At 47.7% G+C, this 25,875-nt stretch carries 22 protein-coding genes and 2 riboswitches; of the genes, 17 read left to right on the top strand and 5 right to left on the bottom strand.

The features are described from left to right. The first annotated feature begins 26 nt into the window (after positions 1–26). From metE to GGC63_RS10915, 10 genes are all read left to right on the top strand, one after another. Positions 27–2,318, top strand: a complete 2,292-nt coding sequence (gene metE / locus GGC63_RS10960; RefSeq protein ID WP_192702362.1) for a 5-methyltetrahydropteroyltriglutamate--homocysteine S-methyltransferase — start codon at positions 27–29, stop codon at positions 2,316–2,318. A 367-nt stretch (positions 2,319–2,685) separates the two neighbouring features. Next, a riboswitch (cobalamin riboswitch) is annotated at positions 2,686–2,893 on the top strand. Positions 2,894–3,032: 139 nt separating this feature from the next. Beyond that, positions 3,033–3,392 (top strand): class Ib ribonucleoside-diphosphate reductase assembly flavoprotein NrdI, encoded by a 360-nt coding sequence (gene nrdI, locus GGC63_RS10955; protein ID WP_079911539.1) that lies wholly within the window; start codon positions 3,033–3,035, stop codon positions 3,390–3,392. After that, positions 3,379–5,463, top strand: coding sequence for a class 1b ribonucleoside-diphosphate reductase subunit alpha (nrdE, locus tag GGC63_RS10950; RefSeq protein WP_192702361.1), 2,085 nt, complete (start codon positions 3,379–3,381; stop codon positions 5,461–5,463). The genes nrdI and nrdE overlap by 14 nt, the downstream gene beginning before the upstream one ends. Positions 5,464–5,489: 26 nt before the next feature. Next, positions 5,490–6,455 (top strand): class 1b ribonucleoside-diphosphate reductase subunit beta, encoded by a 966-nt coding sequence (nrdF, locus tag GGC63_RS10945; RefSeq protein WP_192702360.1) that lies wholly within the window; start codon positions 5,490–5,492, stop codon positions 6,453–6,455. 73 nt (positions 6,456–6,528) lie between these two features. Beyond that, positions 6,529–6,722: riboswitch (cobalamin riboswitch) on the top strand. Between the two features lie 145 nt (positions 6,723–6,867). Further along, positions 6,868–8,463 (top strand): ABC transporter substrate-binding protein, encoded by a 1,596-nt coding sequence (locus GGC63_RS10940; protein ID WP_225948120.1) that lies wholly within the window; start codon positions 6,868–6,870, stop codon positions 8,461–8,463. 1 nt (position 8,464) lies between these two features. Continuing rightward, positions 8,465–9,406, top strand: coding sequence for a nickel ABC transporter permease (gene nikB, locus GGC63_RS10935; RefSeq protein ID WP_192702359.1), 942 nt, complete (start codon positions 8,465–8,467; stop codon positions 9,404–9,406). Then, positions 9,403–10,269: an ABC transporter permease gene (locus GGC63_RS10930; RefSeq protein ID WP_225948119.1), complete on the top strand. Its 867-nt coding sequence runs from the start codon at positions 9,403–9,405 to the stop codon at positions 10,267–10,269. The genes nikB and GGC63_RS10930 overlap by 4 nt, the downstream gene beginning before the upstream one ends. A gap of 20 nt (positions 10,270–10,289) precedes the next feature. Next, a complete protein-coding gene (locus GGC63_RS10925; protein ID WP_192702358.1) occupies positions 10,290–11,324 on the top strand; it encodes an ABC transporter ATP-binding protein in 1,035 nt (344 codons plus the stop codon). Then, on the top strand, positions 11,272–12,057 hold the full coding sequence (locus GGC63_RS10920; protein ID WP_192702357.1) for an ABC transporter ATP-binding protein: 786 nt from the start codon (positions 11,272–11,274) through the stop codon (positions 12,055–12,057). The genes GGC63_RS10925 and GGC63_RS10920 overlap by 53 nt, the downstream gene beginning before the upstream one ends. Positions 12,058–12,070: 13 nt before the next feature. Next, positions 12,071–12,772: a class I SAM-dependent methyltransferase gene (locus tag GGC63_RS10915; RefSeq protein WP_192702356.1), complete on the top strand. Its 702-nt coding sequence runs from the start codon at positions 12,071–12,073 to the stop codon at positions 12,770–12,772. A gap of 86 nt (positions 12,773–12,858) precedes the next feature. Here GGC63_RS10915 and GGC63_RS10910 read toward each other — a convergent pair whose 3' ends face one another. Continuing rightward, positions 12,859–14,241 carry an MFS transporter gene (locus GGC63_RS10910; protein WP_192702355.1) on the bottom strand — a complete coding sequence of 461 codons (1,383 nt, stop codon included), beginning with the start codon at positions 14,239–14,241 and terminating at the stop codon, positions 12,859–12,861. A 115-nt stretch (positions 14,242–14,356) separates the two neighbouring features. Here GGC63_RS10910 and GGC63_RS10905 point away from each other — a divergent pair, with 115 nt between their 5' ends. Continuing rightward, positions 14,357–15,277, top strand: a complete 921-nt coding sequence (locus tag GGC63_RS10905) for a LysR family transcriptional regulator (RefSeq protein ID WP_192702354.1) — start codon at positions 14,357–14,359, stop codon at positions 15,275–15,277. A gap of 206 nt (positions 15,278–15,483) precedes the next feature. Here GGC63_RS10905 and GGC63_RS10900 read toward each other — a convergent pair whose 3' ends face one another. Further along, on the bottom strand, positions 15,484–16,656 hold the full coding sequence (locus tag GGC63_RS10900) for an MFS transporter (protein WP_318781026.1): 1,173 nt from the start codon (positions 16,654–16,656) through the stop codon (positions 15,484–15,486). 104 nt (positions 16,657–16,760) lie between these two features. Here GGC63_RS10900 and GGC63_RS10895 point away from each other — a divergent pair, with 104 nt between their 5' ends. Further along, positions 16,761–17,702, top strand: coding sequence for a helix-turn-helix transcriptional regulator (locus GGC63_RS10895; RefSeq protein ID WP_192702353.1), 942 nt, complete (start codon positions 16,761–16,763; stop codon positions 17,700–17,702). Between the two features lie 425 nt (positions 17,703–18,127). Here the strand turns inward: GGC63_RS10895 and GGC63_RS10890 are convergent, their stop codons facing one another. From GGC63_RS10890 to GGC63_RS10880, 3 genes are read right to left on the bottom strand one after another with little or no spacing between them, the layout of a single operon-like run. Next, positions 18,128–18,745 (bottom strand): TetR/AcrR family transcriptional regulator, encoded by a 618-nt coding sequence (locus GGC63_RS10890; protein WP_192702352.1) that lies wholly within the window; start codon positions 18,743–18,745, stop codon positions 18,128–18,130. Next, positions 18,735–19,463, bottom strand: coding sequence for a DUF308 domain-containing protein (locus GGC63_RS10885; protein WP_192702351.1), 729 nt, complete (start codon positions 19,461–19,463; stop codon positions 18,735–18,737). The genes GGC63_RS10890 and GGC63_RS10885 overlap by 11 nt, the downstream gene beginning before the upstream one ends. A 39-nt stretch (positions 19,464–19,502) precedes the next feature. After that, on the bottom strand, positions 19,503–20,465 hold the full coding sequence (locus tag GGC63_RS10880; RefSeq protein ID WP_192702350.1) for a hypothetical protein: 963 nt from the start codon (positions 20,463–20,465) through the stop codon (positions 19,503–19,505). Positions 20,466–20,651: 186 nt separating this feature from the next. Here GGC63_RS10880 and GGC63_RS10875 point away from each other — a divergent pair, with 186 nt between their 5' ends. The 5 genes from GGC63_RS10875 to cntA all read left to right on the top strand — a co-directional run bounded on the left by GGC63_RS10875 (position 20,652) and on the right by cntA (position 25,874). Beyond that, positions 20,652–22,316, top strand: coding sequence for a thiamine pyrophosphate-binding protein (locus GGC63_RS10875; RefSeq protein WP_192702349.1), 1,665 nt, complete (start codon positions 20,652–20,654; stop codon positions 22,314–22,316). Between the two features lie 122 nt (positions 22,317–22,438). Further along, positions 22,439–22,843 (top strand): hypothetical protein, encoded by a 405-nt coding sequence (locus GGC63_RS10870; protein WP_192702348.1) that lies wholly within the window; start codon positions 22,439–22,441, stop codon positions 22,841–22,843. Positions 22,844–22,953: 110 nt separating this feature from the next. Continuing rightward, on the top strand, positions 22,954–23,427 hold the full coding sequence (locus GGC63_RS10865; protein WP_225948118.1) for a GyrI-like domain-containing protein: 474 nt from the start codon (positions 22,954–22,956) through the stop codon (positions 23,425–23,427). Positions 23,428–23,531: 104 nt separating this feature from the next. Then, positions 23,532–23,894: a (2Fe-2S) ferredoxin domain-containing protein gene (locus GGC63_RS10860; protein WP_192702347.1), complete on the top strand. Its 363-nt coding sequence runs from the start codon at positions 23,532–23,534 to the stop codon at positions 23,892–23,894. Positions 23,895–24,263: 369 nt separating this feature from the next. After that, a complete protein-coding gene (gene cntA, locus GGC63_RS10855; protein ID WP_192702346.1) occupies positions 24,264–25,874 on the top strand; it encodes a staphylopine-dependent metal ABC transporter substrate-binding lipoprotein in 1,611 nt (536 codons plus the stop codon). Position 25,875 lies beyond the last annotated feature (1 nt).

Genomic DNA, 25,875 nt, shown 5'->3' with positions numbered 1-25,875 from the left:
AACCAAATTGTAGAGGAGTTTTTCACATGGTAAAAAGCAGCGTATTAGGCTATCCGCGTATTGGTGCTGATAGGGAATGGAAGAAGGCTCTGGAAGCGTTCTGGTCAGGCTGTTTGGAAGAACAAGATTTTCGCAGTCAGCTGCAGAATATTCGTTTGGGTCATTTGCGCAAGCAGCAGGAGAAAGGAATTGACCTCATTCCTGTCAATGACTTCAGCTATTACGATCATATTCTGGACACGGCAGCGATGTTCGGCATTATTCCGAGCCGGTTCTCGTATACAGGCGGAGCCGTTCCTTTGTCCGTATATTACGGGGTAGCCCGCGGGACTGAGGGTGCCGCCGCAAGTGAAATGACCAAATGGTTCAATACGAATTATCATTATATTGTACCTGAGCTTTCAGGAGCGTCACCGGTGCTTACGGAGAATAAGCCTCTTGAAGCTTATCGTGAAGCAAAGGAGAAGCTTGGTATTGAAGGAAAACCGGTTATTGTTGGGCCGTTGACCTTCTTGAAGCTTTCCAAAGGTTACGCCGCATCGGAAACGGAGGCCTGGCTGGATAAGCTGCTGCCGCTCTATGTGCAGTTGCTTCAGGAGCTTGCGGCGGAAGGCGTTCAATGGGTGCAGGTGGATGAACCGATTCTTGTAACCAAGCTATCCGATGAGGACGTACAGCGATTGAAGCATATTTATGAAACTTTTGCCGCAGCAGTACCCGGCTTGAATCTTATGCTGCAAACGTACTTTGAATCAGTAGAACGGTACAGTGATATCGTCAAGCTGCCAGTTAAAGGAATAGGCCTTGATTTCGTTCATGGATACGACGGAAATCTGAAGTCCATTCAAACAATTGGCTTCCCGCAGGACAAGGTTTTGGGTGCGGGAGTCATTGATGGCCGCGGTATTTGGAAGGCCTCGTTAACCGGAAAGCTGGAGTTGTTGAAAGAGCTTGCGAGGGCAGTACCTGCTGACTGCTTGATTGTTCAATCTTCGTGCAGCCTGCTTCACGTACCGGTAACCGTAGAGCGGGAAACGAAGCTCACCTCCGAATTGAAAGGTGCTCTCGCGTTTGCCGATGAAAAATTGAATGAGCTCGTCCTATTGACCAAAGCTTTCTCCTCAAAGGAAGCAGTTCAAGGAGAATTGGAGCAATATGATCGTACGATTCAAGCGCTTCAGCAATCCGCTGATCGAAACCGCAGCGAGATTCAGACCGTCGTTGCAGCTGTCAGCTCTCAAGAACCAGTACGTTCCGCTCCGTTTGCAGAACGCTATGCAGCTCAGCAGGCGAAATGGCAATTGCCGCTATTTCCGACGACAACCATCGGCAGCTTCCCGCAGTCCGCTGAGGTGCGTAAAGCCCGTCAATTATGGCGTAAAGGGGAATGGAACGACAAGCAGTATGCTGAATTTATCCGGGAGCAAATCGATACCTGGATCAAGATCCAGGAAGAAATCGGCATCGACGTGCTTGTACACGGTGAGTTTGAGAGAACCGACATGGTGGAGTTTTTTGGTGAAAAGCTCGCGGGATTTGCATTTACCCAAAATGGATGGGTACAATCCTACGGTTCCCGCTGCGTCAAGCCGCCGGTGATCTACGGAGATGTAGCGTTCATTGGTGAAATGACCGTTGAAGAAACCAAGTACGCCCAGTCCAAGACGAGCCATCCTGTAAAAGGAATGCTGACAGGACCTATCACCATCATGAACTGGTCGTTTGTCCGTGAGGATATCCCGCGCGAGCAGATTGCCTACCAATTGGCTTATGCTCTCAGACAAGAAGTAGAAGCGTTGGAGAAGGCAGGCATTGGCATGATTCAGGTGGATGAGCCGGCAGTACGCGAGGGTTTACCGCTTAAAGAGTCGGAGCAGGCAGATTATCTTGCATGGGCTGTCAAAGCTTTTCGCATTGCCACCTGCACAGTTCAAAAAACAACGCAGATCCATACCCATATGTGCTACTGTGAGTTCCATGACATGATAGATTCCATTGAAGCGATGGACGCGGACGTTATTTCCATCGAGACATCCCGCAGCCACGGCGAATTAATCCACAGCTTCGAGTTGAACACTTACAAGCTGGGAATCGGCTTGGGTGTGTATGACATTCATAGTCCGCGTATTCCGAGCGTAGAGGAAATGACAGGAATGATAGAACGTGCATTGCGTGTGTTAGATCCCAAATTGTTCTGGATCAATCCGGATTGCGGTCTGAAGACACGCGGTCTTGAAGAAACGGTTGCTTCTCTGCGCAATATGGTGGAGGCGACTAAGACGGCTCGTGCCAAATACGAGCAGTCCGTGACAAACTAAGTGGCAGGGTATACTCCATAATAAGACAGAGACAGACGTTACGGTGAATAGAAAGGCAATTCTATTGGATCTGTTCAAGCCGATGGTGAAAAGCGGTATTCGTTTCGCGGAATGTGAAAGATATAGCAGTTCAATTTTCTTTGTACCCAGGACTAAATAACTAATTTTTCGGATGATTAGGACCTGCGCAGCATGCGCCGGGTCTTTTTTGTCATCGACAAAAGGCTTGCTGCAGCAAGTCTCAGCGGCATTTTATATGCATGAAAATGACTGTCAGCTATAGGCTGAAGTCTATAAAAATACTAAAACAAGGGCCATCCTATCCATTGACAAATACCATATATTGATATAGATTATTTATTGCCAACTATATATTGTTGTGACAGGTGCTTTTCGTTCAATAGAACGAGAAAGCTTAATAGGGAAGTCCGGTGAGAAGCCGGCGCGGTCCCGCCACTGTAAGAGAGGAGGATCGGTCTTGTATGCCACTGGCTTAGGAACCAAACAAGCTGGGAAGGCGGATCGATCATGATGATTCTCTAGCCAGGAGACCTGCCTGATCATTGACACGGCCTGCGGAGAACAGGAAGGTGTCCGTTACGTCTTTAATGAAGTATGTACATTTGCATGCTCGTTTCAGCGCATTCGGCCCTGTTAGCCGAACGCGCTTTTTTATGCCTGCTCCGCGAGGGACTAAGGAAGGGGAAGAAATGCATGTTGATCGCTTATGACTCCAAGACGGGAAATGTTCGCCGTTTTGTCGAAAAGCTGAATATGCGAGTGGTTCAAATAGAGGAAATGATGACGGTGAACGAACCGTTCGTTCTAATCACCTATACTACGGGCTTCGGTCAAGTGCCTCAGAAAGTGATGTCCTTTCTTCAAAAGAATCATGCGAATCTCATGGGAGTTTCAGCTAGCGGTAATCGGAATTGGGGAGAAGGCTTTGCCCGAAGCGCCGATCTTATCGCGAAATTATATAAAGTACCGGTAGTAAGCAAGTTTGAGCTTTCAGGAACGAAGCAGGATGTAGAGCGGTTTAAACAGGAGGTGCGTTTGGTTGCTGCATATTGAATTGAACAATTTGTTGCTGCAAAGAGATACGGACGGCTTTTTTCAATTGGAAAAGGATAAGGAAGCCGTAAAGGCGTTTATGGAGGAAGTACATAGCAAAAGCGTACAATTCGCGGATACGAGTGCGAAAGTGCGCTATATGATCGATAACGACTATTACGAGGATGTATATCAGCAGTATTCACCGGCTGACGTTGAGGAAATTTACGAAATCGCACATAACTATCGCTTCGAATTTCCTTCCTACATGGCGGCATCCAAGTTTTATACGGATTACGCAGTGAAGAGCAATGACCGCACGATGTACTTGGAGCATTACCCGGATAGAGTGGCGATTGTAGCGCTGCATCTGGCTCGTGGAGATATGAATACGGCTAGAACGCTGACTACGGCCATGATGGACCAACGAGTGCAGCCGGCGACTCCGACATTTCTGAATGCAGGCAAGAGCCGTCGTGGGGAAATGGTTTCGTGCTTTTTGCTGGAAATGGACGATTCCCTGAATTCGATTAACTATGTTCTCGGCACTTGCATGCAGCTTTCCAAAATCGGCGGAGGAGTGGCGGTCAATTTATCCAAATTACGCGGCCGCGGAGAACCGATTAAGGATGTAGAAGGTGCGGCAAAAGGCATTATGCCGGTGCTCAAATTGATGGAGGATGCCTTCTCCTATGCCGATCAAATGGGGCAGCGCAGAGGGTCGGGAGCTGCTTATTACAACATTTTCGGATGGGATATTATGGAACTGCTGGACAGCAAGAAGATCAATGCCGATGAAAAAACACGCCTCAAGACTTTATCGATCGGTTTGATCATCCCTAACAAGTTCTATCAGCTGGCGGAAGAAAACAAGCCTCTGCACGTGTTTGCTCCTTATTCCGTTTATAAAGCGTATGGAACCCATTTGGATGATATGGATCTTGATGCTATGTATGATGAATTACTGGCTAATGATCGTGTGCGTAAGAAAGTCGTGATGAGCGCACGCGATATGATGATCAAGATCTCCATGATTCAGCTGGAATCAGGCTATCCTTACATTATGAACAAAACCAATGCCAATCGCGTACACCCACTGAAGCAGCTGGGCGCGATAAAAATGTCGAACCTCTGCACGGAAATTTTCCAGCTGCAGGAGACATCGGAAATCAACGATTACGGCCAGCCGGATAGAATCCGCCGCGATATCAGCTGCAACCTTGCTTCCTTGAACATTGCCAACGTGATGGAGCTGAATAAAGTGAAGGAATCCGTTAAGGAAGGGATTACCGCACTGACAGCGGTCAGCGATATGACGACCGTCGCCAATGCCCCTGGCGTTGCCAAAGCGAATCAAGAGATGCATTCGGTCGGACTTGGAGCAATGAACCTTCACGGCTACTTGGCCAAAAATAAAATTGCTTATGAAAGCGAAGAAGCCAAAGATTTCGTTCGTGCTTTCTTTATGATGATGAACTATTACTCGTTGGAAAGAAGCATGGAGATTGCCAAAGAGCGCGGCGTTACGTTTGCAGGCTTCGAGCAATCCGACTATGCGAACGGCACTTACTTCGACCGCTATTTGGAAACGGACTACAGACCCGTTACAAGTAAGGTACAAGAGCTGTTCAAGGATATGCCAATCCCGTCTCCCGAAGATTGGGCGAGCCTGAAGTCCGCTGTACAAGCTTACGGATTATATCATGCTTACCGGCTTGCGATTGCGCCGACACAGAGCATTTCCTATATCCAGAATGCAACGTCAAGCGTAATGCCGATTGTCGAGCAAATCGAAACGCGCACTTATGCCAACTCGACTACCTACTATCCGATGCCGTATTTGAGCAGAGATAACTACTTCTTCTATAAATCGGCTTATCAGATGGATCAGTTCAAGGTATTGGATTTGATTGCCGAAATTCAAACGCATGTGGACCAGGGAATATCCACGGTCCTGCACGTCAACAGCGATGTGACTACGAGACAGCTGGCTCGATACTATATTTACGCAGCTAAAAAAGGACTGAAATCTCTTTATTACACTCGGACGAACCATCTTTCCGTTGAAGAGTGCATCAGTTGTTCCGTATAAGATAAGCTGGAAAGGGAGTTGCAGCAATGAGTGTTTGGAAAGCCGTGAATTGGAACCGTCCAGATGACGATTTTACGGATACATTCTGGAAGCAAAATATTATGCAATTTTGGACGGATGAGGAGATTCCGCTATCCGATGATAAAATGTCCTGGCTGACATTAAACGATGCGGAGCGGGACCTGTACATGAAGGTACTTGGCGGTTTAACGCTGCTCGATACGGTACAAGGCGGCGTCGGAATGCCCAAAATTCTCGAGCTCGTCGAAGGGCTGCAGCGTAAAGCGGTCCTCGGCTTTATGGGGATGATGGAGCAAATCCATGCCAAATCGTATAGCAGTATTTTTACCACATTGGCATCGACGGAAGAGATCGATAGCATTTTTCAATGGATTGAAAACAACCGTTTCCTGCAAGTCAAGGCGGAGACGATATCCCAATATTATAACAACATTCATTCACGCAAAGATTTGTACTTGGCGATGGCAGCCTCCGTACTGCTCGAGAGTTATTTGTTCTATAGCGGCTTCTTTTATCCGCTGTACCTGGCCGGACAAGGGAAAATGACGAGCAGCGGGGAGATCATTAACCTGATTCTGCGTGATGAGAGCATCCATGGGTTGTATGTCGGCATGCTGGCTCAAGAGGTGTATGCCCAATTGGATCAGGACGAGCAGCAAGCCGCTTATGAGACATTGCAAGGACTTCTTCGCTACTTGCACAGCAACGAAGAGCAATATACAGAGGAACTGTATACCGCAGTAGGGCTGACGGGCGAAGTGAAAGCCTTCTTGTGTTATAACGCAAACAAAGCCATGATGAACCTGGGGCTGGAGCCTTTGTTCCCGGAAGAGGATATCAATCCTATTGTCCTTAACGGGATTAATACTCGTACGAAGCAGCATGATTTCTTTTCCAAGAAAGGTAACGGCTATATTCGGACGGTTAACGTGGAAACTTTGACGGACGATGATTTTCTGTTTGGCGACTGATGCTTTATGATGGATGCTTTATGCTTGCCCAAAATGGAATTTTCCTATATGATCAGATAGGTTTCATACAAATTGCATATAAGGGGAACAAGGTGCTTTAGCAGATGCTAAAGCTTAATAGGGAAGTTCGGTGCAACACCGACGCGGTCCCGCCACTGTAATGGAGGAGTCACAGCAACGGTGCCACTGGTCTAGCCATAGACCGGGAAGGCTGCTGATGATGAGGAATCCAGAGCCAGGAGACCTGCCTGTTCTGACAGCACTGCTTTTACCTACGGCTGATAGGGAAGTGTTAAAGACGGCTTGTCGTTTGTTCCTCAACAACCGGGGCATCTTTACCTTTCTAGCTTCACGTCTGGGTAAAGATGTCTTTTTTGTATTTCATTTTAGAAAGAGAGAGGAATTTATAATCATGCATCCTTCATTTTTACGGAGCAAAATGGCACTTCAGCTTGTCCTGTTGACGCTTTGCGTACTACTTGTGATGGCCGGGTGTAGTCCGGCTGCACAGCGTCAGGCTAATTCATCTGCTTCCTCCGGCAGCGTACATCCGGAAGAGGTCGTGCTGGCCGCTCCCCGCGATCTGGCTCCGGGTCCTCAGGATTCCTATTACACAAGTACAATTCTTTATGTTTGGGAGCCGTTAATTACAGCCTCCGAGGATGGACAGCCTGCCCCCAAGCTGGCAAAGTCTTGGAAGATGTCCGAGGACGGCAAGGAATGGACCTTTCAGCTGCGGGAGAATGTTCAATTTCATGATGGGGAGAAGCTGAATGCCGATGCGGTCATCGCTAACTTTAACCGCTACAAGCAAGTAAGTCCCAAGAGCTCGCCGTTCTATACTCTGGATATCAAAAGCTCTTATCCGGGGTTAAAGGATGTCGTCAAGATCGACGATATGTCCTTCAAGCTCGTCTTCGAGAATCCGCAACCGACTTTACTGTATTCGATGGTGAATTTCTCAAGCCCGATCTACAGCCCTGAAAATTTCAATGAAAAAGGCGATTTTAACGGCCTTCCTCAAGGAACAGGCCCTTTCAAGCTGATCGAACATAAGAAGGACCAATTTGCATTGTTGGAAGCTTTCGACGGCTATTATGGTCAGAAGGCTGCCAGCCAACGGATACGTGTTCGCGTCATACCGGATCCTGATACCAGACTTGCCGCTTTGAAATCAGGAGAGATTATGGGGGTTATGGACCTCGGTGCTATTCCTCCGACTCTAGCCAAAGAACTGTTGAAGGATTCGCAATTCGAGCTTTCGGCTACAAAATCAACCATCTCTCATTATCTTCATCCGAATGGAAAAAAAGCGCCTTTTGACAACCCCAAAATGCGTCAAGCCGTTAGCATGATGATAGACCGTCAGCAATTAGTGAAGGAGCTTTACTTGGGTTATCCTGCGGCAACGGTTAATTTTCTGAACAATACCTCGCCGTTTTATAAGGATATCCCATTGGACTATCGGCCAGAAGAGGCCAAGAAATTGGCAGCTGAAGTACTGGGCAATCAAAGAAGAAGCATCGAGTTGATCGTGCCAACTTACGGCTTGGACCGTTATCCTTATAAGGCGCAAGCAGAGCTATTCCAATCCGTGCTGAAGGAATTGCAGCTGGATGTGAATATCCGCATTCTGGATGGGGCCGCCTTTAAAGATGCCCAGGCCAAAGGAGATTATGACCTGGCATTGGCTACGCAAGGTCTTCCGAACGGAGACCCGTATACGTTATTCACCAACTATTTATCCAGCACAGGCTCCAGCAATAAAAGCTACAGCCTTGGCTACAAAAACGACAGAGTGGACCAACTGCTGAATCAAGCAAAAGCCACCCTGAGCATGGACGAGCGCAAAGGCATTTATAATGAGCTTCAAACGATAGCGGCATCCGATTTGCCGACAATTCCTTTGTTCAACGATGCGAGCTTGATTGCTTACAACAAGAAAATTACCGGTTATAAGGCAACGATTTACGGAACTACGCTTCCCGAGCTCAAATGGGCATCGTAACATGATGTATTTCATTAGACGGATAGCAGCAGCCATTCCGGTCATTATGGGTATTTCTTTTATAGCTTTTGCACTAAGTGTGGCTTCGCCCGGAGATCCTGCGGTCGAAGCTTTAAGCATGAATGGGATTAAGGAGCCGACAGAGCAAGAAATTGAGGCGAAAAGGGCAGAGCTTGGATTGAATGATCCCATGTTCGTCCAATATGCACATTGGCTGTGGAAAGCGAGTCACGGGGATCTTGGAACTTCTTATATGACGAAAGAATCCGTAAGCGGGGAGCTACTGCGCCGGCTTCCTGTAACATTGAGTGTTTCAGGGATGGCCTTGGTCATTGCAGTTGGCACAGGAATTCCACTGGGAATGCTCATGGCCATGAAGAAAAACACATCTTTTGACCACACGGCGCGAATATTGGCTTTATCCCTGGTTTCAATCCCCGGCTTCTGGCTGGCCATTTTGATGATCACCGTATTCTCCGAAAAGCTTCACTGGCTGCCTACCAGCGGCTATGGAACCTTTAAACATCTTATTATGCCCGCCATCGTATTGGCAGCCGGAACGAGTGCAGTACTTATGCGCTTAACCAGAGCGGCACTGCTTGAGGTATGGAATCAGGCATATATGGTAACAGCGAAAGCCAAAGGTCTGCACGACACACGCATATTGATCATTCATGCTTTGCGAAATGCCATGATTCCGCTTATTACCGTCATCGGATCCTACTTCGGAGCTATTCTTGGCGGATCGGTCATAGTGGAAGTGATTTTTGCCATACCGGGTATTGGAAGGTTTGCTATGGATGGAATATTTCGCAGGGACTATCCCGTTATTCAAGGGTATGTTGTATTTACAGGCCTTGTCTATGTAGCTTTTAATCTGTTAGTCGATATGTCTTACCTTGTCATTCATCCGCAAATGAGATTGGGAGGGAAGCTTCAATGAAGCTGAAGTTTACCTCTATCAGGCTACCAGGCCACAGGGTGATGCTGAAGGGGGCTGCCGGATTCGCTTGCTTAGTGCTTTTATTGATCCTCTTATGCAGCTTCCTGGCGCCGTGGATCGCACCGTATGACCCCAATCAGGTGAATATGTCAGAACGGCTGGCACCACTTTCTCCCGAGCATATCCTCGGGACGGACACATTGGGCAGAGATGTGTTCAGCAGACTCCTTTATGGAGGAAGGGTATCCATACTGCTTGCCATCGCGGTAACGGCTGTCACCATGGCGTTGGGACTTATCATTGGAACGATAGGGGGCTATTGGGGAGGATGGATCGATGATCTCATCCAAGGCATCGTGAGTATTTTTCAAGGCTTGCCGGGGCTTGCTTTCATGCTGGCTATAGCAGGGACCCTAGGGCCGGGGATTAAGAGCCTGTTTATTGCCCTTATCGTAACCTCGTGGCCGGATTTCTCCCGGGTGGTCCGTGGGGAAGTCATGAAGATTCGCGAGGAGTCTTATGTCGAAGGCATTCGTGCCTTAGGAGCTGGACATCATTATATCATCGTCCGTCACATCATTCCTAATATGATAGGACCGTTACTCGTATTATTTACGATTCGGATTGGCCGGGTTATCTTATCCATCGCTTCGCTAAGCTTTCTCGGTCTGGGGCTCCAGCCTCCCGCAGCCGATTGGGGCGTTATGGTGAATGATGCAAGGCCGTACTTTCGAAGCTATGCCCACCTCATGCTGGCACCAGGACTCTGTATTGCAGTTGTCTCATTATGCATCAATTGGATAGGGGATCATCTTAGAGACAGGCTCGATACCAAATCGTCTCAGGAAAGATCGTTACTTTAAATGGAAGGAAGTGGTGAATCATGGCCCCGCTACTTCAAATTCAGAATGTGACAGCATCCTTTCGGACGAAAGAAGGGATGGTTCATGCCGTGAAGGGGGTTTCCCTTGATCTGCATCAAGGACAAATCTGGGGATTGATCGGTGAAACCGGCAGCGGGAAATCGGTTATGGGCCTTAGCATTCCCGGTCTTCTTCCCGATACCGCACAAGTAACAGGATCCATTATGTTTAAAGGACAGGATGTACTGAAGCTGGAGCCAAAAAGCTTGCGCAAATGGAGAGGCAGTGAGATCGCGCTGATCCCGCAAAATCCGGCAACCTCCTTGAATCCCGTTCTGACGATCGGGTATCAGCTGAAAGAATCCATGGTCAGATACCGGACAGATAAAAGACGAAAACAGCTCCATACAGATGCTGTACAGCTCTTGTCGCGTTTGCAAATGCCGGAACCGGAGCGTAAAATGGGAAGCTACCCTTTTCAGCTTAGCGGCGGAATGAAGCAGCGGGTTCTTGCCGCCATCGGCATGTGCGGTCATCCATCGCTTATTATTGCGGATGAACCTACCAAAGGCTTGGACGCCATGGTCAGATATCAGACAGTGGAAGTGATGAGGACAGTCGCTCAACAAACGGGTGCGGGAATGCTCGTCATCACGCATGATCTGCATGTAGCGGAATCGTTATGCGATAGGATCGGCGTCATGTATGCAGGCCAAATAGTAGAGCAGGGCGACGCTAAGGAGCTATTCCGCAATCCGAAGCACCCCTATACCCAAGGGCTCCTCGGATCGATTCCCGGCCGGGGGATGGTGCCTATTCCAGGTACAAGCATGGGAGTCTCTGAGACGAGCACTGGCTGTTCGTTTTATAGCCGATGCAAGCATAGACAACAAGAGTGCAGCATGGAAATGCCTGAATTGTATTCGTTGTCCACAGTCACAACCCCGGGCAGCTGTACGGGCACTGAACAAGCAGAAGCAAGTAAAGCGAGGTGTTTTCTCTATGATCCGAGTCGCCAACCTGAACAAAACCTTTCAAACCGGCTGGCTACATAAATTCAGTTATAGGGCGGTTCAAAATATCTCGTTGAACATAGAGTCTGGCGAGACCTTGGGCTTAATAGGAGAGAGCGGCTGCGGCAAATCAACGTTATCCCGACTCATACTAAAGCTTCTTCCTTGCGATCCTGGGGGAAGCATTGTTTTTAATGGCGTCGATATTACGTATTACACGATGAAGCAAATGCAGCCGCTTCGCAGGCAAATGCAGATCTTATTCCAGCATCCGGACTCCGCATTAAATCCGCGTCAAACGATAATTCAAAGCATGCTGGAGCCGATTACGTTGCATCGCTTGATGGATAAAGAAGAGGGCTTGGCTAAGGTCCTTGAGCTGATGGAGTTAGTTGGACTTCATCGTGATCTTCTGTACAGGTATCCCCATCAAATCAGCGGAGGACAGATCCAGCGGGTCGTTATTGCCAGAGCCCTGACCCTGGAGCCCAAGCTCTTAGTCCTGGATGAGCCCACTTCGATGCTGGATGTCTCCGTTCAAGCGCAGGTCGTAGAACTGCTGCAGCATATTCAAAAGCAGTATCAAATGTCTTACCTGTTTATCTCCCATGACTTGGACCTCGTTCGCCATACTTGCAGTCGAATTGCGGTGATGCATCAGGGATGCATAGTAGAGCTCGGGGATAGCGCCGCTATATGGGAGCAGCCCGAGCATCCTTACACTCAACAGTTAACAGAGGCGTTTAGAGCCTTTTCTTCCTATTCCATCATGTAAAGGAGATCAGCGAATGAATCATATTAATACGACTATTTCAGCAATGCCATCTGAATATTGGATTCAAGCCTGGGAGCAGGCGGCAGCCAAAGACTGCAGGGTGGGAATTGACGCGGAGGAAGAGAGCTATTGGGTCGAAAACGCACCCGCCTATGATGAGCGGAATCCGTTAGCTCCCTATACGCAGCCGATCATGAATACCATTTATGAGTACCTTGCGCCGGATGACCATCTCCTTGAGATCGGGCCGGGAACAGGCGGGTTCACGCAATTGCTTGCTCCTAATGTCGGTGAGATCACCCTGATTGAACCGTCGAAGGCAATGTACAAGGAGCTATGCAGCAGCTGGCCGACGAGAATCGGTTCCTTTCCAGAAGCGATTATCAGCAAATGGGAGGAGGCACCTGAGCATAAGGCAGACATCGTATTTGGTGCGAATGCCTTTTACCGGATTCGGGACATGAAGGCAAGTCTGTTGAAAATGCACGAAACTGCACGCCGGCACGTCTTTCTTATCCAGTCTATCGGCAGGCCCTTTGCAGGTCCGCTTCAAGTCAAGGAGATGGAAAAGGAACGCGCGGATGCATTATCTGATATTTTGCATGAGTTGAATATTTCACATTCATATGAACGTTTTCCGATAAAGCGAAAGAATGGAATGATCCACGACGTTGCTTTAATCCATTGGAGATCTGATCAAAACCGCCAGAAATAAGGCGGTTTTTGTTTTTTAGCATAATATATTGACATCCGCGGTCGCTGAATGCGAAAAATTCGATTTGTCGATGCGGGGTTATCTCACTAATCTGCTGCTTGCTCAGATCCCCGGCGGCGCAGGCTCATGAATACCAACGACAACGCAACTATCGTGAGGATGATCCCCAGCAATCGAAATCCCTCGAAGCTGAACTTCCCTCCCATCACGATACCTATCAACAATGAGGAGAGAATGGTTCCGAAATATCTCGAAGTATTAAACAATCCTGAGGCTACACCGATGATTGGTTTTGGCGAGCTTTGAAACAAGGCTGCTTGCATGCCGACATTGTTCAACCCGTTACTAATTCCGAAAGCAGCTAATGCCAGACATACGCTAATAACCGGCGAAGCTTGATTCAAGGTCACAATCCATATGGACCCCAAAGTCATTAATATAGCGGACACTAGTAAGGCCGGTCGAGGACCTGATTTATCGATCCATCGTCCTGCCAACGGTGAAACAACGAGCGAGCATAAGCCTAAACTTAGCATCAGAATCCCGGTATGGAATTCGCTGACATGCCGAACCAGCTGCAAGTAGGAGGGAAGCCCGAAGAAGATCGAGTAAAACAGAACGTTAACGAGCATGAATTCGACGTTGACCCAAGTTATCGCTGGATACTTGGCGAATGTGCGCAAAGGAATGAAAGGCGATGACGTTGTTAACTCATGTCGCACAAAAACTAAAAGCAGCACAAGACCTATCAATCCGACAGCGACATTGAATAACGAAACATGTCCTGTGGAATTTGCTGATAATAATCCAACGAGCAGGGCAACCAGACCCGCTGCGAAAAGCAAGATACCCGGTACATCCATCATACTCATCCATTTCCGAAAGGACATGCTGCTTTCAACCTGTGCCGAAGCTCTGTCCTCGGGAATCGTCCTCCATGCCAAAAAAAAGCTCGCCGCCGCAAACGGAATATTGACGAAAAAGATTGCATGCCAATCCCACCAGTGAATCAAGACCCCTCCAATAAACGGTCCAATGGCTGCTGCTCCGGAGAGGAATATGGACAATACGGATAGCGCAGTCGCTTGCTTCTCCGTAATATGAATTCGTACAATAGCCATTCCCACGGCTACCATCATGCTGGTTCCGACGGATTGCACAATACGGAATACGATGATCCACCCAAAATTCGGAGATATGGGAGCTGCTAAGGAGGCGGCGAAGGCAATCAGTAGCCCGGTAAGAAATATCTTCTTGCGCCCGAATAAGTCACTAGCTTTTCCCATGACGGGTTGGGCAATGGCACTCGCAATGTAGAAAGAAAATATGATCCAGGAAACCGTAGTAAAGTCGAGCTGAAACACATTTTGCAGCCTTGGAATAGCAACCGAAACCATGGAAGAATTTAAGGGGTTCATCAGGATCCCAAGTCCTACAGAAATCATTAACCACCAACTGCGGGCATTCATTATTAAGCTCCCCCTAAAATGTTTTAATGCTATCGTACATGAAATCAGTTATTTACTCCAACGCATTTTATGTTATGATTTCATTGACTTGAGGGAATGAATGGAGGGCAAGAAAATGGAACTCCTTCAATTGCAATATTTTATTACAGTAGCCCGATTGGAGCATGTGACCGAGGCTGCACGAAGTCTGCACGTTACGCAATCATCACTGAGTAAAACGATTCAACGCCTGGAGGAGCATCTTGGAGCTCCGCTATTTGATCGAACAGGAAGGAATCTGCGTCTCAATGAATTCGGAAGCCGCTTCCTTCGCCGTGCGGAAAGGGCTTTGTTTGAATTGGAGCAGGGGAGACAGGAGATTGGCGATTTGTCCAGCCCGGAGCACGGCACGCTCAAATTGGCGGTAACCACTGCGGGCACGCTGCCCCAGATCCTGCGAGAGTTTCGGAAAAGGCGGCCTCATATCCAATTTCATGTTCAAATGCTGACCACACAGGAAATGGTTACCCTTCTTCATCGAGGAGAGGTTGATTTATGTCTATCCTCTCCTCCAATACAAGAAGATGATATTGAATGTCAAATGGTGTACAACGATCCCATACTCATTGCTGTTCCAAAGGGGCATCGGCTGGCAGAACGAAGCAGCGTTTCTTTGAAAGAGTTAAAGGATGAATGGTTTGTCGGTGTAAAGGAGGGCCACGGTACTCGCGATTTAGTGGACTCTGTATGCCAATCGGTTGGATTCGAACCCAAATATGTATATGAAGGGAATGAGCCTGCGAGGCTGAGCACTCTTGTGGAAGCCGGAATTGGTATTGCCTTCATGCCAAGCACAGTAAGGAATTCGCGGGAGGACATCCACTATCTCCAAGTGGAGGATTGCGGATTGGTAAGGGAAATTGCTTTATTATGGCACAAGGGGCGGTATATTTCACGTGCCGCTCAGGAATTTCGTGAGGTCGTTGTAGAGTATTTCGATGCGATATCCAAACAGACTACAGGAACACCTATAGAGGCGAAACCAACTCAGGGATAGAGAAAGGTGCCTCTTTAAGTCTCCTACAAAGTGGGGTCATGGGTTAAATTTGGTGTTAAACTTCAAGTTGAAGATGGTCGCAAGGGCATTTCGTGGACTTGAACTTTACGATATTTAAAATTATAGCGACAGGAGGGATAAAGTTGCTGCCATGTAAGACTACCGACAACAACTTTATCCCGCCCCCGATTTTTAAACAATTACGGTTACTGTACAGCCCTCTCCGCATTCCTCCAAAATAAACCGCCGATCATGAACGTTCCAAGGGATAGAATAAGGCATACGGCTGCGAAGATACCGATAGACGAATATCCGCCATACTGGACGTAGAGGATGCCGGCCACCCAAGACCCGAGCGTGTTCGCTCCATTCATGGTCGAGTTGGCGAGGCTCGAGATCGTACCCCGAATCGAGGCGTTAAGTGAGGTGAGAGCCTCCATCACAATTGGGAAAATAACTCCAAGCGTCGCAAAGATGACTAGAAATACGCTTGCTACTACCGGCACGTTTGTTAAATGGGGTGCCGCCGTGTACAGGATCACGAGCAAGAGCATGCCCGTGATAACGGTCCTTACATGGCCCAGCTTTCGAGTTACCGCCGAACTAACCAAGCTGCCCGCCAACGTGCCGAGGCCAAGAAACATCATTACGGTCCCGATCTGTCCTACTGGCAGTGAGAACCGATCGGCCATCCATTTTCCAACGAAGGCGAATGCAGTCCCGCTGCCCAAATGAAGGAGCAGGTAGGCGAGGAAGCCGCTTCTCGCCTTACTGCTTGTGATTAGAGGGACATATCGGGCGAGAATGGAGGTACTGCCATGGCGCGCACTTGGCTTCATAGCAGGCAGCAAGAAGAAAGCGGCAGCAGCCAGCAGCAGTGAAGCGATCCCAATCGTCCAAAACGGCACCGACCAGTGGGTCATCGCCAGCCAGCTTCCGATCGGTACTCCTAGAGCCTGAGAAGCGGCCAGCCCCGAGAATGCTACCCCCATCGTTTTCGATATGCTGGACGCCGGCATCAACACAGGGATGGAAGCCCACACTTGCGGGGCTGTGAAGGCTGCACTGACGCCTGCCAGGAAGCGAAACAGGCACATCATCCAGAAGCTGTCAGCAAAGCCGCACAGAATCGTTGTGAGGGAGAATCCAAGCAGGCCGCTTAACAAGACGGTTCGACGGTTCCAGCCGTCGGACAAGGGTCCGGCGATCAAGGCAAATATGGCCGAGCCTAGAGTATAAGAGCCAATCATCCAGCCGGCGACTACCGTAGAGACGGAGAATTCCTTCTGCAGCGTCGGAAGCAAGGGAGAGATCAGGAACGTGTCGGTTCCGATCATGAACATAATTAAAAAGAATAACAATGTAAACTTGCGCATCATCTATCACTCCTAAAGATTTATGTTGTATGCTGTGTTCATCTTAAGGCATAATAGTGACAATACATGTCATAAACTTTTTTGATTTGAAAAAAAGGATGGTTAGGATGCCCAAATCCAAAAGATTGATGGAATTGATGCTAACCGTGAACCGAAAGCGGAGATTCAAGGTTCAGGAGCTGGCCGACGAATTCGGCGTGTCGAAGCGTACGATTTTGAGGGATTTGCAGGAGTTGAGCGAGCTTGGAGTCCCGCTCTATTCGGAAGTAGGGCCGCATGGAGGTTATCAAGTGGTAAGGGAGAGGGTACTGCCGCCGATCGCCTTTACGGAAGGGGAGGCGGTAGCCATGTTTTTTGCCGTATACGCCCTGCGCCATTATTCCTCGCTTCCATTCGAAGCGGAATCGGCTTCGGCATTAAGTAAGTTCTACCACTATATGCCAGGGGATGTCAGAGACCGTATCGACAGCATGAAGGACCGTGTAGACTTCATTACGCCGACAAGGCGAGGTGAGGCTCCTTGCTTGGCAAGTCTTCTAGACGCTGCGATTCATCGGAAGGTGCTGCTTGTTGTGTACAAGTCGAAGGAAGAGGGCGAGAGCAGCCGCCGGATCCAACCGGTTTGTATTTATGCAAACAACGGCTTTTGGTACTGTACGGCATACTGCTTTCTCCGGCAAGGCTTCCGTGTATTTCGATGTGATCGGATCAGCGAAGCAGTCCACGACGAAACCACGGAGCCGCTCGATCTAGGTGAAGTCCGGTTAAGCCGGAGGGAGTATGCCCAGCCTAGAGAGCCGATCCGCTTGTATGCGGAGTTAAGCCGTGCAGGTGTCCAGCGCTGCGAAGGTGAGCTTTGGGCCGCTCCCATGCTTCGTGTGCTGGAGGATGGAAGCGGGGTGCTCGATTCGCAGGTATCCCGCGGCGATATTGGCTTTTACACAGAATTCTTCATTGCGCTTGGGAATGAGGCTGTTCTGAAGGAGCCTGCAGAATTAAAGGATGCTATAAGGGCGAAGCTTACAGAACTGCTTGCCCGATACCAATGAACGAATAGGCCCTCAGATAATGAATGAAACTTAAAAAATAAACCAATGGAATGTATAACTAGCAAATATAAATAAAATGATCCACCCCCACAAAAACAATAAACGGACCGCTCGGGGGATTAGTAAATATTCAGAGTACAATTTTATAAAAAAAGCTTTCAATTCTACTCTCCACCTTTCGAGCTAGATTCAAAGTATTCGAAATTCACATGTATCCTTCAATATATCGTTGACCATTTATAGTAACTGCAAGCTACGTCTGAGCCTCGATGCGGCCGCCATAGTCTAAGATGCTGCCGTTTTGCCAAACGGCGAAGTCACTTTTATTGTATATGGCAGCCGCGGCCTGTTCGGGGGTTCCCACGCTAAACGCTATTGGCCTCATGTGGAGTTTGAAAGTGATGTTGGTTTAAGACTATCTGTCTTCATCTCATGACCGCACGGTTGAACAGATTCACGAGCTCGGTACTGTAGGATTGCGGATCGATAGTGCCGATCAGCTTCTTATTAAATATATATTCGTCAATGGAGCCACGAATTGCGCTTGCCGTCACCATAACATTGAACTCGCCAAAATCCTTTGTCTCCTGACCATCAAGTAGTATCTGTTGCAGTTCTCTATCCAAAGGATTCTCTTCATCGTCGTCCAGCTTATAATAGGGTATGTTATCGAGCGTCCGGGCATGGAATATAATCTCAATCAGAGCAATATTGTATTTTGGCTTTTCTATATGATAAGCAATACTTGCTTCGATATAGGCGCGGAGCTTATCGCTAGGAGTCGATAATGCTTGCGTACGTTCCAGAACATAGGAAGACATATCGGAGAGAAGCTTCATCAGAGTGTAGTCCATCAAATCGTTTTTGTCTCGAAAATGGTAAGAAATTAATGCGGTGCTAATCCCAGCTTTTTTTGCTATCTGGGCCATGCTGGCGTGGATATAACCGATCTCATCCAGCGTCATAATGACCGCATCAAAGATTTGCTCGCGCCTGGCCTCGGAAATGAAAGATTTTTTTTCGTCCTTTTTTTTATTGGTCATCGTACCTCACCTCGTGGGTCTTGCCTAGGTTTCTCCAGTATTGAAACTTCCCTCTATCTTTTACCATTATACCAAGTTTACTAGCTTCGCATTGCATTTCTTTAGCAGATTCCATGTCTTTCTTTTGCAATGCTTGATTACGAGCCCTTAGTAGAGCGTTCAAGGCTGGCGATAAATCTGGCGTATGATCCACCCAAAGACGATATTCTGCCTCATATGGGTCCCCATCAAACGACCATGAATAACGGTGCTTGACGAATGCATCTGCTATTTTGGCAGGCGTCGATTCATAACGTTCTCGTGCTAGTTCTTGACCGGCATTTCCAAGAAGGACAAGCTCCTTGCCGTCAATAAACATCGAAGCGATATCAGATCTGGAATAGCGGTGAGTCGAATCCGCAATGTTCAAAATTACTTCTTCATCAGAAACAGTGATGATAAGGCTGTCTTTTAACGCCTCAGCAGAAAGCCACATACCTGCAATAAAACCTAAAATAGTTGTTATTGCGGTAAGCCAGATCTCTTGAATTGAAGCGAGCAGCTTCAAAGGACCCTGAAAGGGAAACCAAGGCAATCCCGCAGCCCAATCAGCGATTGATGGTAAGAAATATCCCACAATAAGGCCTGCAGCAGGTGGAGCAATCAGCAGAAAAATGCGTTCAAACGGCGTTAATCCAATAACCGTAATACGCTTGTTGCTCTGTTGAGATTTGAACAAGAGTTTCTTACCCCCTTTTTTTAAGAAGCATTTTTGAATTTAGTGGATTGGATTGTGTATTCTTTTTACCATTACAGTCAGTAGTGCAATGGCCATCAGAGCAAAGATCACATTACCGATCCAGGCCCAAGTGTTATCCGGCCATAAAAGTAAAGTCATGGCAAAGCCGCCCCATGCATAGGTGAGCAAAGCACCCGTAATTATTGCGAAGTGGTGTTGAATGCTCCAATCCCGATGACTTGACCAACGGCTTATGAGTATCCACGAAAGTAATAGAATGCAAACACCCCATATTACACCGCCCCAATTTTCCGGTTTGGAGAAAAATAGGCTGGAAGCCGCAAATGACCCAATTCCCAGGTGAAGTGGCTTTATTAAAGCTTTCGACTCATAAGCTGTTCTTTTGTTTTTCTTGAGAAAAACACCGATCAAGATAATTAGGAATGCACCCATGGCAGCACCTGCCAGCTGTAACACTGAAGCGATAAACCTCTGCTCCATGTAGGTAAAGGAAAATACAATTGCACAACCAAACAAATACAAAATACCGATGCTGAACAGACCTTTATTTCCTAACCAAGGTGTTACTCTTCTTGAAGGAGTCAACATCTCTATAATTGCGATAGGCACGCCCATGCTCCAAATTACATGGCCTCCGACATAAGATAGTAAGTCATAGGCGCTGATCCCAACTAAGGGAATAGGGGCAGCAATTCTGTTCAATTGAGTATCGAAATATGTGATGTTAAAAAGGGATTGATCAATTAGACAAGCTTGAATAATAGCATATGCTGCGCCAAAAAAGAGCATTGTAGGCCAGCCGCGGCCTAATCGGCGAGCCGTTTCCCGAATTAGTAATGCGCCTCCGCCATACATTGGCAAAAGCAGTACCAAAGCGGCTGCCATGTTTTGAATTGGACTGGTCCCAAGTAAAAATTCTCCTACCCATGGAGCTAACAAAAGTAAACCAAGCACAGGAGCAAATCGCCGAATTCTGGACAAAACCAATCCTCCTTCAAATAAATACTGATTAATCGTACAAAATATTGATCAATTGATCAAATTATAGCTTTTTGAACGAATTCTGTAAATACTCCGTTGTCTTGTCCATCTAAGCATTGAATGGGGGTGTGCAGGTTGGGAAAACCTACAAAGCGATTGCAATTACAATCGTGAAGGGGTGATTCCATGTCTCTATCCGTCTTGGATCCTGCAAATCAAAATAAGACCCTGTCTGCCAACGTGCTGACAGTTGCTCAATATATACTAGAGCAGCTTGCCGTATGGGGCGTAAAACGAATCTTCGGGGTTATCGGTGATGCAAATTTGTATTTATTGGATGCTCTGGCCAAGCAGAGCAAGATCCAATACATTGCTTGCAAGCACGAGGGAAGTGCGGCTCTGATGGCATCCGCAGAAGCCAAGCTGACGGGAAGAGTGGCTGTGTGTCTGGCCACCAGCGGCCCCGGCATAGCCAACCTGATCAATGGTCTTGCAGACGCCGCAATGGATCATGCAGGTGTACTGGTGCTGACAGGACAGGTCGATGAACCGCACATAGGTACGCATACCAAGCAATACATCAATCAACAGCAGCTCATAAGTCCAATTGCTGAGAAATCCGAGCTGCTTGCCCATCCCGATGCACTGCCGGAAATTTTGCAGGAATGTTTGGTAAGAGCGAAGATGTTTGGAGCAGTAACCCATCTATCTATTCCTAAGGATCTGTATACCTTGAAGGTTCAAGGGAAGGTAAAGGGCTATCCCGAACACCTGCATCAAGAGCTTCTGACACCTGAAGGGAAGATCAAGGAAGCTGCTGACATGCTACAAGGGGCTCAGCGTCCTCTTTTCCTGCTTGGCCGTGGTGCACAGGACTCCGCGGCTCAAATCCAACAGCTTGCCGAGACAGTTCAAGCGGCCGTTGTCACCACCTACACAGCGCGCTCCTTTTTTCCAAATAATCATGAGCTCTACTCCGGAGGGCTGGGACAGGCAGGCAGTGAAGCATCGACTATACTTCTGGATGAAAGTGATTTGATCGTCATATTAGGCGGAACCTGGTGGCCGGAGGGCTATACTCCCATGCAGCCGCGTATTCTGCAGATTGACAAGTCACCTGTCCAGATGGGAATCGGTCATGAAATAGCGATGGGGCTTGTAGGAGATCTAAAACAAATCGTGCCCAAACTGCTGCAGATGGCTTTACCAACCGGCGCTGCGCGTGACGCATGGAAGCTGCGGATAAAGGAAGTAACGGAAAGCTGGAAAGCAACAATCGTTCGAGAGACGCAGCAAGAGACTGCTCCGATGGCTCCGCAGCGTGTGATTCATACCCTTTCCAACCTGGCAGCTCCAAATGCGATCATTGCTGTAGATACCGGCGATCATACGCTCTGGTTGAACCGGGTGTTTCAAGCGAAGCAGCAAGAGTTCCTCATTTCCGGTCGATGGCGTACATTAGGCTTCGGACTTCCCGCGGCCATTGCAGCTCAGTTAGAGTATCCGGACCGGCAGGTTATTGCGGTTGTGGGGGATGGCGGAGTCGTACAGACGTTAATGGAGTTCCAAACCGCGGTTCAGCTGGGGCTGCCAATCGTTGTTTTGATCATGAATAATGGTTCCTATGCGATGGAAAAGAACAGGATGGAGACAGCGGGACTCCAGACGCTGGGCAGCGTGCTGGTTAACCCTGATTTTGCGAAGATTGCCGAGGCATGCGGCGGTATGGGACGGCGAGTGCAGTCTCCTCAGCAGTTAGAGCAGGAGCTGCGTTCCGCATTGGAGCAGCGTAAGCCTTGCATTCTCGATGTTCAGATTCAAGCAGCGGTAGTCCCTCATACAAAGCTTTGATATAGAAAACCAGGAGAGGAATGTACTCATCTTCTACTGGTTTTTTATTTTATCCCGTAGCCGAAAGATTCGAAACGAATTTTACCTTTTGAACGTCCTTATATGTAAAGGGGTGGCGTACTATGAAGAGAATAGGTTTAATAACCGTAATGATCCTTCTTTCATTTTCTGTTATCGCTGCAGGATGCGGAAAAAAGGAACATCTATCGGTCAAAAAGCTATCTGAATTTTATAACGGTGACATTTCCAAAGTGGATTCCATTGAGATCACAGACGGATCAAACGGTAAACGCAAATCCTTTACGGACAGGGAACAAGTACAGGCATGGATAGATAGCGTTCGTCATATAGAGTTGATTCCTGACCCGAATCAAGAAGATCGCAGCGGCTTCCTATATGCGGTGTCATTATTTGAAAATAAAGAACTGAAGCTTGGATTTACGCCCAATAGCATTGGCGGTCATTATTATATTCACAACGATGAAATGAAAGCACAAATAGAGCAGCTGTTCAGATCAAAGAATTAACCTGACTCGAAAGGGATCAGTTTCCCAATGAAGCATGATGCTTGTGGCAGGGAGCTAGCCGTTTATGGTCTGATTCCATTTTGATAGATGATTAGAGGAGATGATTTGCATTGATCCTTGCACCGAGATTGGTTGAATTTCCGGAACGAAAGATTATCGGCATAGGTACCATCGGGCAGCCTGCCGACCCTAAAGAGGTCTGGCCCGCCTTATTCAACAGGTTAGACGAGATAGATGAAAGGATGAATCCATCTGAAACCATTGGGGTAATCAAGCGTAATGAACATGGCTATCTTGCCGGAGTTGAAGCTGCAACAGCAAGTAGGGTGCCTGCAGGAATGTCTTCGTATATAATTCCTGCCGGTCAATATGCAGCGGCAACTCACCAAGGACCTTTAAGTAAAATAAACGAAACGTTTGAAAAACTCATGAATTGGCTCGGTAAAAATCATTATGAACAATTTGATATTGTTTGTTACGAGGTATACGACGACCGATTTAAGGGTGAAGATAGCGGAAGTGAAATCAAGATGTTTATTCAAATTAAAACGGTAAGCGGATATAAAGGGCCGCTGGAAAAATAAGATTGAAGACATCACGGCTTGTGACTATAATAGTAATAATTACATTTATAGCGTGCGATGTCATCCGCCATGGCTGTAAATGGTCACTGGAAAGGAGCCAGTCCATGACGACATGGAATTTGCAAGAAACCCGATGCCATCTGCTCATTTGCAATGGAGGCAGCTGTATGAGGCGGCAGGCCGATGAAGTAACACAAGCCATCCGGGATGAAATTAAAGTGCTCGGGGCGGTTAAACAGATACATACAACACGTACCCGCTGTAATGGCCGATGCGAGGACGCCTGTGTCGTGATTGCCTATCCAGACGGAGTCTGGTATAAGGACATTACTCCGGAGCTTGGAAGGCTACTTGTTCGTATGCACCTTTCGGGAGAACGGCTGGAGGAGAATATCGTGTACTCGTACGACCAAAGCTTCATCGCTTCCGGCCGTTCCGTTACAGGAACCGATAAGCTATCGTGCTAGTATATGGAATGGCCCCTCATTTCGACAACGAAGCATTTATATCACCAATCTTACGTATCAATACAGCAACATTAGGATTAACTTTCAAGATAATGGATAGAATGGAAACAGCGGCAGCCTAGGAGATTATTTCAGGGCTGTCGTTTTTTTATAAGCAAAAGCGTTTACGTTTACCAAGCTGCAAACCGTAAGAAACGCATTTCACGTATATGCTCCTTTTAGTGCCGCCGTTTTTTTTGTAGCCGTACTAATCGGAAAGTGGAACGACAGAAAACAAAAAAAGATTGACATCAATTATAGTAATAATTACTATTAATCAGTAGTTATATATAGTAATAATTACTATTTAAGGGAAGGTGTCAAAAAAACATGAACAGAACAATTACAACCGGACTGTTAGCAGCGGTATTAGCCATCGTATTGCTGATAACCGGATGCAGTGGCAGCAAGAACGATGCTGCAAGTAAAACGAATGGAGCCAGGGAGCTCATATATGCGACGGCGAAAGACATTAACGATATGAATCCTCATTTGTATCCCGGTTCAATGGCGGCACAGGGAATGGTGTACGAATCGTTAGTTGAAAACACCAAAGACGGCATTAAGCCGCTGTTGGCGGAATCCTGGGACATCTCCGACGAAGGGAAGGTTTACACCTTTCATTTGCGGAAAAACGTTTCCTTCCACGACGGAGCACCATTTAACGCTGAAGCGGTCAAACAAAATATCGATGCGGTACAGCGCAATGCGAGCAAGCACGCATGGATCAATCTATCCTCAAAGATAAAGGATGTTAACGTAATTGATGAATATACGGTTAGACTAACGCTGACGGAGCCGTACTACCCAACCTTATTGGAGCTGTCGATGACCCGCCCCTATGTATTCGTGTCGCCTAATGATTTTCTCAATGGGGAAACGAAGAACGGGGTCAGGGGATACAGCGGGACCGGGCCCTATAAAATGGTAGAACATGTGACCGATCAATATGCCCGATTTGAAGCAAACGAAAGTTACTGGGGCGGTGCACCCGAGGTGAAACGGATTACAGCTAAAGTGTTGCCGGCCGGCGAGACGACCCTGCTGGCACTGCAAAAAGGCGAGGTTAATTTTGTCTTCACCGATGATCGCGGCGCTGACAGCATCGATGTAGAAATGATAAATCGGCTGACAAAATCAGGTACATACCAGGTTGTTCGCAGCGAGCCGATGAATACGAAGATGATCGCAGCCAACAGCAGCAAGTCGGACAGTCCAATCAACGAGAAGGCAGTGCGTGAAGCGATCTGGCATTCCATTGACCGCAAGTCGGTTAGTCAAAGGATCTTCAACGGGACGGAAACGGCGGCGGAAACACTTTTTTCCTCCAATGTGAACTACGCCAATATAGGATTAAAGAAGCGGGACTACGATCCGCAAGCCGCCAAGCGTCTACTGGAGCAGTCAGGCTGGATAGCGGAGAAAGACGGCGAGATCCGGATGAAGGGCGGCCGCCCGTTAACGATGAAGCTGTATTACGATGTTAACTCCTCTTCACAGAAGGCGCAGGCTGAGCTGATTCAAAATGAGGTTCTTAAGATCGGAATGAAGCTGGAATTGGCGGGCGAACAATCGAGCTCCATTGCAAATCGGAGATCGAAGGGTGACTACGATCTGTTATTCAACCAAACTTGGGGTCTTGCCTATGACCCGCAAAGCACCATTACCGCCTTTGCCGCCGAATCTTCCTATCGTTATACGACAAGTGGAATCCCCCAAGCAAAAGAGCTGTATCGCAAAATTGATGAAGTGATGGTATCAGCGGATGAAAAAACGCGGCAAGCTCTGTATGCTGACATTTTGACGATTGTCCACGATGAAGCTGTCTTTATTCCGCTGACGAACGGGACCGTTACCGTTGTGGCTCCGGCATCTCTAAAGGGCATTTCGTTCAAGCAGACCCAATTCGAGCTTCCATTTGAACGAATGCATTTCGAGTAAG

This window comes from Paenibacillus sp. OAS669, from assembly GCF_014873645.1.
Lineage (GTDB): Bacteria > Bacillota > Bacilli > Paenibacillales > NBRC-103111 > Paenibacillus_S > Paenibacillus_S vulneris.
The sequence above is the reverse complement of the archived record's forward strand: the minus strand, read 5'-3'. Positions and strand labels throughout refer to the sequence as shown.

What these genes read in the sequence shown, in the direction of transcription:
- GGC63_RS10915 (WP_192702356.1), top strand. Translation starts at nt 12,071, where the DNA reads ATGAATCATATTAATACGACTATTTCAGCAATGCCATCTGAATATTGG.
- GGC63_RS10930 (WP_225948119.1), top strand. Translation starts at nt 9,403, where the DNA reads ATGAAGCTGAAGTTTACCTCTATCAGGCTACCAGGCCACAGGGTGATG.
- GGC63_RS10905 (WP_192702354.1), top strand. Translation starts at nt 14,357, where the DNA reads ATGGAACTCCTTCAATTGCAATATTTTATTACAGTAGCCCGATTGGAG.
- GGC63_RS10895 (WP_192702353.1), top strand. Translation starts at nt 16,761, where the DNA reads ATGCCCAAATCCAAAAGATTGATGGAATTGATGCTAACCGTGAACCGA.
- metE (WP_192702362.1), top strand. Translation starts at nt 27, where the DNA reads ATGGTAAAAAGCAGCGTATTAGGCTATCCGCGTATTGGTGCTGATAGG.
- GGC63_RS10940 (WP_225948120.1), top strand. Translation starts at nt 6,868, where the DNA reads ATGCATCCTTCATTTTTACGGAGCAAAATGGCACTTCAGCTTGTCCTG.
- GGC63_RS10900 (WP_318781026.1), bottom strand. Translation starts at nt 16,656, where the DNA reads ATGATGCGCAAGTTTACATTGTTATTCTTTTTAATTATGTTCATGATC.
- nikB (WP_192702359.1), top strand. Translation starts at nt 8,465, where the DNA reads ATGATGTATTTCATTAGACGGATAGCAGCAGCCATTCCGGTCATTATG.
- GGC63_RS10910 (WP_192702355.1), bottom strand. Translation starts at nt 14,241, where the DNA reads ATGAATGCCCGCAGTTGGTGGTTAATGATTTCTGTAGGACTTGGGATC.
- GGC63_RS10925 (WP_192702358.1), top strand. Translation starts at nt 10,290, where the DNA reads ATGGCCCCGCTACTTCAAATTCAGAATGTGACAGCATCCTTTCGGACG.
- cntA (WP_192702346.1), top strand. Translation starts at nt 24,264, where the DNA reads ATGAACAGAACAATTACAACCGGACTGTTAGCAGCGGTATTAGCCATC.
- GGC63_RS10870 (WP_192702348.1), top strand. Translation starts at nt 22,439, where the DNA reads ATGAAGAGAATAGGTTTAATAACCGTAATGATCCTTCTTTCATTTTCT.
- GGC63_RS10920 (WP_192702357.1), top strand. Translation starts at nt 11,272, where the DNA reads ATGATCCGAGTCGCCAACCTGAACAAAACCTTTCAAACCGGCTGGCTA.
- GGC63_RS10875 (WP_192702349.1), top strand. Translation starts at nt 20,652, where the DNA reads ATGTCTCTATCCGTCTTGGATCCTGCAAATCAAAATAAGACCCTGTCT.
- nrdF (WP_192702360.1), top strand. Translation starts at nt 5,490, where the DNA reads ATGAGTGTTTGGAAAGCCGTGAATTGGAACCGTCCAGATGACGATTTT.
- GGC63_RS10890 (WP_192702352.1), bottom strand. Translation starts at nt 18,745, where the DNA reads ATGACCAATAAAAAAAAGGACGAAAAAAAATCTTTCATTTCCGAGGCC.
- GGC63_RS10860 (WP_192702347.1), top strand. Translation starts at nt 23,532, where the DNA reads ATGACGACATGGAATTTGCAAGAAACCCGATGCCATCTGCTCATTTGC.
- nrdI (WP_079911539.1), top strand. Translation starts at nt 3,033, where the DNA reads ATGTTGATCGCTTATGACTCCAAGACGGGAAATGTTCGCCGTTTTGTC.